Source organism: Mitsuaria chitosanitabida ATCC BAA-476 = NBRC 102408 (assembly GCF_001598255.1).
Lineage (GTDB): Bacteria > Pseudomonadota > Gammaproteobacteria > Burkholderiales > Burkholderiaceae_C > Roseateles > Roseateles chitosanitabidus.
In genome coordinates this window covers 228,731-238,321 of sequence record NZ_BCYP01000004.1, presented here as the reverse complement: position 1 = coordinate 238,321, position 9,591 = coordinate 228,731, and the positions used below count along the sequence as shown (strand labels likewise).

8 protein-coding genes and 1 pseudogene are annotated in these 9,591 nt (G+C 70.8%); all 9 read right to left on the bottom strand.

Annotated elements, in window-relative coordinates; genetic code table 11:
- Nucleotides 1-379 precede the first annotated feature (379 nt).
- The 9 genes and pseudogenes from MCHT01_RS02520 to MCHT01_RS02480 all read right to left on the bottom strand — a co-directional run bounded on the left by MCHT01_RS02520 (nt 380) and on the right by MCHT01_RS02480 (nt 9,467).
- A pseudogene (locus MCHT01_RS02520) lies at nt 380-731 on the bottom strand (GFA family protein).
- Between the two features lie 125 nt (nt 732-856).
- Nucleotides 857-1,732 (bottom strand): HDOD domain-containing protein, encoded by an 876-nt coding sequence (locus tag MCHT01_RS02515; RefSeq protein ID WP_148661347.1) that lies wholly within the window; start codon nt 1,730-1,732, stop codon nt 857-859.
- Between the two features lie 36 nt (nt 1,733-1,768).
- A complete protein-coding gene (locus MCHT01_RS02510) occupies nt 1,769-2,503 on the bottom strand; it encodes a Crp/Fnr family transcriptional regulator (protein WP_067061866.1) in 735 nt (244 codons plus the stop codon).
- Between the two features lie 305 nt (nt 2,504-2,808).
- Nucleotides 2,809-4,125 carry a glycerate kinase type-2 family protein gene (locus MCHT01_RS02505; RefSeq protein ID WP_067061969.1) on the bottom strand — a complete coding sequence of 439 codons (1,317 nt, stop codon included), beginning with the start codon at nt 4,123-4,125 and terminating at the stop codon, nt 2,809-2,811.
- A gap of 86 nt (nt 4,126-4,211) precedes the next feature.
- Complete coding sequence (gene glxR / locus MCHT01_RS02500) at nt 4,212-5,123, bottom strand: 2-hydroxy-3-oxopropionate reductase (RefSeq protein WP_067061863.1); 912 nt, start codon at nt 5,121-5,123, stop codon at nt 4,212-4,214.
- Between the two features lie 97 nt (nt 5,124-5,220).
- Nucleotides 5,221-6,006, bottom strand: coding sequence for a 2-dehydro-3-deoxyglucarate aldolase (gene garL, locus MCHT01_RS02495; RefSeq protein ID WP_067061862.1), 786 nt, complete (start codon nt 6,004-6,006; stop codon nt 5,221-5,223).
- A gap of 19 nt (nt 6,007-6,025) precedes the next feature.
- Nucleotides 6,026-7,015: a Bug family tripartite tricarboxylate transporter substrate binding protein gene (locus tag MCHT01_RS02490; protein WP_067061859.1), complete on the bottom strand. Its 990-nt coding sequence runs from the start codon at nt 7,013-7,015 to the stop codon at nt 6,026-6,028.
- A gap of 107 nt (nt 7,016-7,122) precedes the next feature.
- Nucleotides 7,123-8,409 (bottom strand): enolase C-terminal domain-like protein, encoded by a 1,287-nt coding sequence (locus MCHT01_RS02485; RefSeq protein ID WP_067061964.1) that lies wholly within the window; start codon nt 8,407-8,409, stop codon nt 7,123-7,125.
- 71 nt (nt 8,410-8,480) lie between these two features.
- Entirely contained in the window at nt 8,481-9,467 is a 987-nt protein-coding gene (locus MCHT01_RS02480) for a Bug family tripartite tricarboxylate transporter substrate binding protein (protein ID WP_084451653.1), read from the bottom strand.
- Between the last annotated feature and the right edge of the window lie 124 nt (nt 9,468-9,591).

The window sequence follows — 9,591 nt, the reverse complement described above, 5'->3', positions numbered from 1 at the left end:
CCCGCCCTCTCCCGCGCAGCGGGAGAGGGGGCCATCCGGGCTTGAGGCGAGCGGACGCTCAGCGAGGGCGAAGGCCGGCATCACCACGGGCTGCGGGCCCTTGCTCTCGCCCACCACCAGCACCTGGCCATAGGGGTAGTGGCCGCGGCCGCGCAGGCTCAGGCCCTGCCGGCGGGCGTCGCCGCGGAGGCGCCCAACGGCGCCAGGCTCAAGGACACGGCCAGCGAAAGCAGGCCGGCGCGCACCGGCCGGCGCGTGGGGCGCAGCAGCATGACAGGAACTCCCTCGGGATCTTCTTGGCGCGCGATTGTGCGCGCCCGCCCTCGGAGTCCCTACAGGGTTGGCCGCCTGTCGGCGCCTCGCCCCGCGTCCTTGTGCGTCAGACGTCTCGCCCGTTGAAGTGGGTCACCGGGATCGAGTCCAGCTCGACCCCCCTCGAGGCAGCGCACGTTGACGGCCGCCATCGCGTTGCCCTTGGGATCGCTGCCCTCGGCATAGGGATGGATGCCGCAGACCGCGCAGAAGCGATGGTGGATGGCGTGCTTGTTGAACTCGTAGGTCGAGGCGTTGCCTTCGTCGGTGAGCAGGCGCAGATTGCCGCGCGGCACGAACCAGAGCAGCGAGCCCTTGCGCTGGCAGATGGAGCAGTTGCAGGCCATCGCGCCGTCGAGCTGGCCCTCGACCTCGTAGGCCACGCGGCCGCAGTGGCAGCTTCCCTGGTAGACCGTCATGTCGTCTCCCCGTCATCGGTGCATCGGAGCTCGGACCTTACCGTGATCGGCCGGGGGGGCGCCATTCGTCATTCACCCGGGAGGGGCCGGGCGTTCGCCCCGGGAGAGGCCGGGGCGGGCGTCGGTCACTTGAGCATCAGCTCCACGTCCTGGCCGGGATCGCCGGCCCCCTCCAGGCGCAGGCGCAGGAAGTCCAGGTCCATGTGCAGGTGCTCGACCAGCTCCGGCACGGCGACCTTGAGCGCGTCGATCGCGTCCAGCTCCCGGTCGGCCGCGTCGGCGATGACCTCCGCCAGATGCAGGATCGCGGCGAGCATCGAGAACGGCCGCACGTCCAGCGGCGCGTTCGTGTCCTTGAAGGCCTCGATCAGGTCGGCCGGGAAGTGCCAGTGCGCCGCCAGTGCCGCGGTGACGTCGGCGTGGGTGCAGCCGAAACGGCTCATCTCCAGCGAGAAGCGGCTGCCCGGCTCCGAGGCGTGGGATTCGACGTCCGCGACCTGCGTCGCGTCGGTCATCGCCATCATGAGCTGGCCGGTGCGCAGCATCAGTCCGGCCAGGTAGGCGGTGTCGGCGTCCCCCTGCAGCAGCTTGGCGAGCAGCCGCGCATGACCGGCCGTGCGCACGCTGTGGCGCCAGAACTTCTGCCGGTCCAGCCCCTGCACCACCGGGAAGCTGCCCGAGATGCTGGCCGCCATGGCCAGGTTGCGCAGGGTCTCCAGGCCCAGCGCCATGGCCGCGTCCTGCAGGGTGCCGATGGTGTGGGAGGGGCTGTAGCGTGCCGAGTTGGCCAGCCGCAGCACCTTGGCCGCGAGCGTCGAGTCCTTCCCGATCAGCTCGGCGATCTGGCCGAGCGAGACGCCGTCGTCGTCCAGGCTGCGCAGCAGCTTGCGGCCGACCTCGGGCATCACGGGGAGCGCGGCGTGGCCGCCGAAGAAGCGCTCCGCGGCGGAGCTGCTCGGGGTGACGGAACTGGACGCGGGGGTCATGCGGGCAATCGTCACGGCGGCCTCCTTTGGCACGCTGGGGGTGCGGCGAGTCTAGACCGGCGTCCGGTAACGCGCCAGCGCCAGCAGCTCCACCCGATCGAGCAGCCCGATGCGATAGCCCTGGACCGCGAGGATGCCCCGGTCGGCCAGCTGTCGCAGGGTGCGCGAGAGGGTTTCCGGGGAGATCGACAGCTGCGCCGCCACGTCCCGCTTGCGCTCGGCCAGCCGGATCTCCGGCGCCGCGCCGGCCTGGGCGAGCAGCCAGGCCGCGACGCGGCCGGTGGCGTCGCGGGTGGTCAGGTCGTTGATGGCGCTGTGCTTGCCGCGGAGCTGCGCCGCCACGGCCCGGATCAGGGCCTCGAGCAGCGGGGGGTGGCCGCGGAGCCAGGCCGCGGCGACGGCCATGGGCCATTCCATGACCAGCGCCGAGGGCGAGCTGACGACGAGGTCCTGCTCATAGCGGCCGCCCAGCCAGGCGGTGTGCAGGTCCAGCCAGAGCGGGCCGCTCAGCGCGCCCTTGCCGACGGCGACGCGGCCTTCGCACAGGGCCAGCATGGCGACCGCGCTCTCGCCGGCGCGCACGGGCGTGTCGCCGTGCTTCCAGCGCCTGACGCGGGTCATGGCGGCCAGGTCGGCCCAGCTGTCGGCGTCCAGCAGCACGTCGCCCAGCAAGGCGCGCCAGGGCACGGGGAAGGCGGGGCCGGGGATCAGGCCCGCGCTGGCGGGGAGGAAGGGCGAGTCGCAGCACTCGCCCGGGGGGGAGGGATCGGCAGGGTCGGCGGTCACGGACGCTCTCACGGATTTCCGGGGAAGCCGGACTGTCGCGGCAGTCGCCGGAAATTGCCTTGAGGCGCGTCAAGGTCTGGTGAAACGCCGCGTGCGCGGCGGACGTCGGGGGCCCCTTGCTTGCGGGGGAGCCCGAAGACCCTCTCCCCTGCCCTCTCCCGCAAGCGGGAGAGGGAGTTCATGCGATCGCTTCGTCCGCAGGCGGGAACGGGGTCTGGAGCGAGCGCCGTCGAAGTCCGCGAGCCTTCTTGCCCCCTCGCCCGCTTGCGGGAGAGGGTTGGGGTGAGGGTCTTTCGGCGCCTACCTCAGCGAATCAACAGCGCCCGAAAGTCGTTGACGTTGGTCTGCGTCGGTCCGGTGACGAGCAGATCGCCCAGGGCCTCGAACAGCGCGTAGCCGTTGTTGGCCGCCAGCAGCTCGTTGGGCTTCAGCCCCAGCGCCCGCGCGCGCTGCAAGGTGCTCGGGCTGAGGAAGGCCCCCGCGTTGTCCTCGACGCCGTCGATGCCGTCGGTATCCGCCGCCAGGCCCCAGACGCCATCCTGGCCATCGAGCGCGAGCGCGCAGCCGAGGATGAACTCCCCGGCACGCCCGCCGCGCCCCGGCTTGGGAATCAGCGTGACCGTGGTCTCCCCGCCCGACAGGATCAGACAGGGTTTGGTGAAGGGTTCGCCATGCCGCGCCACCGAGCGCGCCAGCGCCGCGTGCACGCGTCCGACGTCGCGCGACTCGCCCTCGATCTCGTCGGACAGCACATGCGTCGTGATGCCCAGCGCGCGGGCCGCCTCGGCGGCCGCCTGCAGGCTCTGCCGCGGCGCCGCGATGATGCGTTGCTCATGACCGTCGAAGCAGGCGTCGCCCGGCTTGGGCGTCTCCCACTCACCACGTTCCAGCGCGTCGACCGCGACCTGCGGCAGCGCGATGCGATAGCGGCGGCAGATGGCCAGCGCCTCGGCGCAGGTGGTGGCGTCGGGCACTGTCGGGCCGGAGGCGATCACCTGCGGGTCATCCCCCGGCACGTCGGAAATCATCAGCGTCAGCACCTTCGCCGGCGCGCAGGCGGCGGCCAGCCGCCCGCCCTTGATGCCGGACAGGTGCTTCCGCACGCAGTTCATCTCGCCGATGCTGGCGCCGCTGGCCAGCAGCGCGCGGTTGACCGCCTGCTTGTCGGCCAGCGTCAGCCCCGGCGCCGGCAGCGGCATCAGGGCCGAGCCCCCGCCCGAGATCAGGCAGATCACCTGATCGTCGGCCGTCGGCTTGAAGTCCCGGACCAGTTGCATCATCCGCGCCGCGGCGCGCTCGCCCGCCGCGTCGGGGACCGGATGCGCGGCCTCCAGCATCGTGATCCGATCGGGCCGGTAGTCGGGCGGGATGTGCGCGTAGCGCGTCACCACCAGCCCCTGCAGCGGCCTGTCCTTGGGCCAGGCCGCCTCCAGCGCCTGCGCCATCGATCCCCCGCCCTTGCCCGCGCCGATCACCAGCGTGCGGCCCTTGGGCGGCGGCGGCAGGTGCGCGGCGAGGATCTTCCCCGGCAGCGCGCGGTCGACCGCCACCCGGTACAGGTGCGTCAGCAGCGCGCGCGGATCGGCGAGCAGGTCCCGCCCAGCCGCGGAGGTCGCGGACATCGCGGGGATCGAGGAGGCCGCGGTCGCGGCCTGGGCGGAAGCGTCGTGGAGCTGGCTCATGGGGACCGATTCTTCGCCGTCGGCGCTCAGCCCGCGTCCGTAGTGCTACCGACCTCGTGATGCGCCATCACCTCCAGCGCGCGCACCAGCGCCGAGTGGTCCAGCTGATCCCAGCCCTGCGCGGCCGCGGTCTGCATCAGCTGCGCCGTGCCGGCGGTGTTGGGCAGCGCCACGTTCATGGCCTTGGCGCTCTGCAGCGCCAGGTTCAGGTCCTTCTGGTGCAGCGCGATGCGGAAGCCCGGGTTGAAGGTGCGCTTGATCATGCGCTCGCCATGCACCTCGAGGATGCGGCTGGAGGCGAAGCCGCCCATCAGCGCCTCGCGCACCTTGGCCGGATCCGCGCCGGCCTTGGACGCGAAGACCAGGGCCTCGCCCACGGCGGCGATGTTCAGCGCCACGATGATCTGGTTGGCCACCTTGGTGACCTGGCCCGCGCTCGCGCCGCCCACCAGGGTGATGTTCTTGCCCATCAGCTGGAACAGCGGCTTGATGCGCTCGAAGGTCGCCTCCTGGCCGCCGACCATGATGGACAGCGTGCCCGCCTTGGCGCCGACCTCGCCGCCGGAGACCGGCGCGTCCAGCCATTCGGCGCCCAGTGCCTCGATGCGCTGCGCGAAGTCCTTGGTCGCGACCGGCGAGATGGAGCTCATGTCCACCACGACCTTGCCCTTGCCGCCGCTGGCCAGGCCCGCGGCCACGCCGTCCGCGCCGAAGAGCACCCGCTCCACGTCGGGGGTGTCCGGGACCATCGTGAAGATCACGTCGGCCTGGCGCGCGACCTCCGCCGCCGTCGCGCAGACGGTCGCGCCGGCGGCCGTCACTTCCTCGCGGACCTGGCTGCGGGTCTGGACGAACAGCGCATGTCCGCCCTGCGCCAGACGCACCGCCATGGGCGCGCCCATGATGCCCAGGCCGATGAAGCCGATCTTGATGCTCATTGCTTGCTCTCTTTCACTGCTGAGATGGATGAAGCGGAACGGACCGCGCCGCCGAGGAGGACGGCGGCGCGGGAGGGGTCGGAGTCCGGTCCCGGACTCAGGCCCTGAACTTGTCGCGTAGACCCTGCGTCGCCGACCGGAAGAGGCCCAGGTCGCTGCCCACGGCCACGAAGGTCGCGCCCTGCTCCAGGTAGCGGCGCGCGTCGGCCTCGACCGGCGCGAGGATGCCCACCGGCTTGCCCGCGGCCCGGCAGGCCGAGAAGATCTCGGCCATCGCCGCCTGCACGTCCGGGTGATTGGGATTGGCGAGCTGCCCGTAGCCGGCCGCCAGGTCCTGCGGCCCGATGAACACGCCGTCGACCCCGTCCACCGCCGCGATCTCCGCGACCGCCGCCACGCCGGCGCGGCTCTCGATCTGGACCATCACCGCGACATGGCGGTTCACGTCCTGGAAGTAGCCGGGCACCGTGCCGTAGCGGTTGTTGCGCTGCGCGACCGACACCCCGCGGAAGCCCTGCGGCGGATAGCGCGTCGCGCCCACCGCGTAGCGCGCCTGGTCGGCGGACTCGACGAAGGGGATCAGCAGGTTGGAGAAGCCCGCGTCCATCAGCCGCTTGATCTCGACGGCGTGGTTGGTGCTGGGGCGCACCACCGGCGCGCTGACGCTGTCCTTGAGCGCCATCAGCTGCGGCACGAAGGTGTTGACGTCGTTGGGCGAATGCTCCCCGTCGAGCAGCAGCCAGTCGAAGCCGGCCAGGCCCAGCACCTCGGTGCTGATGGGACTGGCCAGCGAGCACCAGCAGCCGATCAGGCGCTCGCCCGCGATCAGGCGCTCACGGAAGCTGTTGGGGAAGGCGGCGTACGGGGTGGTCGGCGTCGGCATGGCGGCTCCTCGTGTCGGATCAATCCAGCTTCAGGCCGCTCTTGGCCACCACGGTCGACCAGTTCTTGCGTTCCTTGTTGAAGAACGTGTCCATCTCGGTCGGGTTCATGGTGCTGACCTCGGCGCCCTGCGCGGCCAGGCGGGCCCGCACGTCGGGCGAGCGGATGATCGCGATCAGCGCGGCGGACAGCTTGTCGATGTTGGCCTTGGGCATGTTGGCCGGGGCCAGGATGCCCTGCCAGGTGCCGGACTCGAAGCCGGTGGCGCCCTGCTCCGCCAGCGTCGGGACGTTGGGCAGCAGTGCCACGCGGGTGGACTTGCTCACGCCGATGACCTTGAGCTTGTTCTGCTGCACGAAGGGCAGCGTCGCGAGCATGCCGTTCATGAGGACCTGCGTCTGCCCGGCGATGGTGTCGGTCACGGCCTGCGAGCCGCCCTTGTAGGGGATGTACTCCCACTTCGCGCCGGTCAGGCTGGCGACCTGGAAGCCGGCCAGGTGAGGCGCGCTGCCCATGGCGGTGACCGCGAAGTCGATCTTCGAGGTCTTGGACAGGGCCACCAGTTCCTTCAGGTTGTTGGCCGGCACCGACGGGTGGACCACCAGCATGTGCGGCGAGTACGCCAGCATCGCCACGCCCTTGAGGTCCTTGGACGGGTCGAAGGGGAGCTTGGTGTACAGCGACGGGCTGATGGCCAGCGCGCTGACGTCGCACAGCAGGATGGTGTAGCCGTCGCTGGCCTTGGCCGTCTGGTCGGCGCCCATGTTGCCGCTGGCGCCGGGCTTGTTCTCGACGATCACCGTCGTCTTCAGCGCGTCCGACAGCAGCGGCGAGATGATGCGGGCGATGATGTCCGAGGAACCGCCCGGCGTGTACGGGACGATGATCTTCAGCGGCTTGCTGGGCCAGGCGGCCTGGGCGAAGGCGCCGGGCGCCGCGAAGGCGGCCGCGGTCGCGGCCATGGCCGCCAGCGCCACGCGGCGCGAGGACTTCTCGTTGAATCGGGTCATGTCTCTCTCCAGAGGGGTCATCGTTCGAATCACTGGGGCTCGCCGCAGGGGGACCGCGGCGGCGTCATCTCATCGAGGCGCCGCGTCGCGAGGCGACGCGTTCCTCGTCAACGAACCATGCAAGGTTTCTTGGGATCGAATTTCCAGCCGGGGATCAGGTGCTGCATCGCGATCGCGTCGTCGCGCGCGCCCAGGCCGTGCCGCAGATAGAGCTGATGGGCGGCCTCGACGGCGGCCATGTCCAGCGTGACGCCCAGGCCCGGGGCCTTGGGCACCGCCACCTCGCCGTCGACGATGCGCAGCGGTTGCCGCGTCAGGAACTGGCCGTCCTGCCAGATCCAGTGCGTGTCGATCGCGGTGAGGCGGCCCGGCGCGGCGGCCGCGGCATGGGTGAACATGGCCAGCGACACGTCGAAGTGATTGTTGGAATGCGAGCCCCAGGTCAGGCCGAAATCGCGGCAGGTCTGCGCGACGCGGACCGCGCCGGACATCGTCCAGAAGTGCGGATCGGCCAGCGGAATGTCGACCGATTGCAGGCTCAGCGCATGGGTGAACTGGCGCCAGTCGGTGGCGACCATGTTGGTCGCCGTGGGCAGGCCGGTGGCGCGACGGAACTCGGCCATCACCTCGCGGCCGGAGAAGCCCTCCTCGGCGCCGCAGGGGTCCTCGGCGTAGGCGAGCACGCCGCCCAGATCGCGCAGCAGCCGGATCGCGTCCTTGAGCAGCCAGCCGCCATTGGGGTCCAGCGTGATGCGCGCGTCCGGGAAGCGCGCCTTGAGCGCCTGGATCGCCTCGACTTCCTCCTCGCCGCGCAGCACGCCGCCCTTGAGCTTGAAGTCCTTGAAGCCGTAGCGCGCCTGCGCGGCGACGGCCTGCTCGACGATGGTCTCGGGCGTCATCGCCACGTGGTGGCGGACCTTGAGCCAGGCGTCCGAGGCCTGGTCGCTGGCGGGCTCGTCGTCCGGCGTCTGGTAGGCCAGGCCGGTCTTGGTCCGGTCGCCGACGAAGAACAGATAGCCCAGCATCGCCACGCTGTCGCGCTGCTTGCCTTCGCCGAGCAGCTCGCAGATCGGGACCTCCAGGTGCTGGCCCAGCAGGTCCAGCAGCGCGCATTCGACGGCGGTGAGCACGTGGATCGTGGTGCGCAGATCGAAGGTCTGCAGGCCGCGGCCGCCGCTGTCCAGCGACTTGAACTGCTCGCGGATCTGGGCCAGCAGCGCGTTCCACTTGGCCACGGGCTGGCCGATCAGCATCTCGCCGGCCTGCTCCAGCGTCTTGCGGATGGGCTCGCCGCCGGGGATCTCGGCGATGCCGGTGTGGCCGGCGCTGTCCTCGAGGATCAGCAGGTTGCGGGTGAAGAACGGCGCGTGCGCGCCGCTCAGGTTCATCAGCATGCCGTCGCGGCCGGCGACCGGGATCGCGCGGGCGGAGGTGACGAGGGGACTGCTCACGAAGGGACTCCTGCTTAGTCGGCGGTGATCTTGCGGGTCTCGATGACCTGCTTCCAGCGGGCGTACTCGGCCTTCTGGAAGGCCTGCGCCTGGTCGGCGGTGTTGGCGACGGTCTCGATGCCGATCTCGGCGAACTTCTTCTTCAGCGCCGGGTCCTGCAGCGCGGCGACCAGCGCCTGCTGGATCTGCGCGCGCAGCGCCGGCGGCAGGCCCTTGGGCGCGGCCACGCCCTGCCAGGAATAGACGTCCGCGCCCTTGATGCCGGATTCGGACAGCGTGGGCACGTTGGGCAGCACGCTGGAGCGCTTGTCGCCGGTCACGGCCAGCGCGCGCAGCTTGCCGGACTGGATATGCGGCAGCACGGCGTTGACGTTCTGGAAGGAGGCGTCGACCTGGGCGCCGATCAGGTCGGTGATCGCGGGGGAGCCGCCCTTGTACGGGACGTGCAGGCCGGAGGTGCCGGTCTGGAGCCAGAAGAGCTCGGCGGTCAGGTGATCGGAGGAGCCGTTGCCGGAGGACGCGAAGCTGACCTTGTCGGGCGACTTCTTGAGCGCGTCGATCACGTCCTTGACCGTCTTCATCGGTGATCCGGCCGGCACGACCAGCACGTTGGGCGCCTGGATGGCGACGGTCAGCAGGTCGATGTCCTTGAGCGCGTCGTACTGGACGTTCTTGAGCAGATGCGGCGCGATGACGAAGGGGCCGAGCGAGGACACGAGCAGCGTGTAGCCATCGGGCGCGGCGCGCTTGACCATGGAGGTGCCCAGGGTGCCGGTGGCGCCGGGGCGGTTGTCGACGAGGACCGTCTTGCCCCACTTCTCCTGGAGCTTGGCGCTCATCTCGCGGGCAAGCATGTCGGTGGATCCGCCGGCCGGGAACGGGACCAGCAGGGTCACGGGGTGGTCGGGGAAGGTGGAGGCGCCGGCGAGTCCGGCGGTGAGGAAGGCGGCGCCCAGGGCGGCACCGAGCTTGACGGCCAGACGGCGGGAAGCAACGGACATGGTCTTGTCTCCGGAATGAAACCGAGGGGGCCGCTCTGTCGCCGGGATCACGCCCGTCGCTGGCAGCCTTGTTGTCAGTCATCATACAAGTCAGGTTGAAAGCCTGACAAGGCGGAGGGAGGAC

Excerpts from the sequence above, each read along its gene's own strand:
- MCHT01_RS02505 (WP_067061969.1), bottom strand. The coding sequence starts at position 4,125 with ATGTCCGCGACCTCCGCGGCTGGGCGGGACCTGCTCGCCGATCCGCGC.
- glxR (WP_067061863.1), bottom strand. The coding sequence starts at position 5,123 with ATGAGCATCAAGATCGGCTTCATCGGCCTGGGCATCATGGGCGCGCCC.
- garL (WP_067061862.1), bottom strand. The coding sequence starts at position 6,006 with ATGCCGACGCCGACCACCCCGTACGCCGCCTTCCCCAACAGCTTCCGT.
- MCHT01_RS02490 (WP_067061859.1), bottom strand. The coding sequence starts at position 7,015 with ATGACCCGATTCAACGAGAAGTCCTCGCGCCGCGTGGCGCTGGCGGCC.
- MCHT01_RS02485 (WP_067061964.1), bottom strand. The coding sequence starts at position 8,409 with ATGCTGATGAACCTGAGCGGCGCGCACGCGCCGTTCTTCACCCGCAAC.
- MCHT01_RS02480 (WP_084451653.1), bottom strand. The coding sequence starts at position 9,467 with ATGTCCGTTGCTTCCCGCCGTCTGGCCGTCAAGCTCGGTGCCGCCCTG.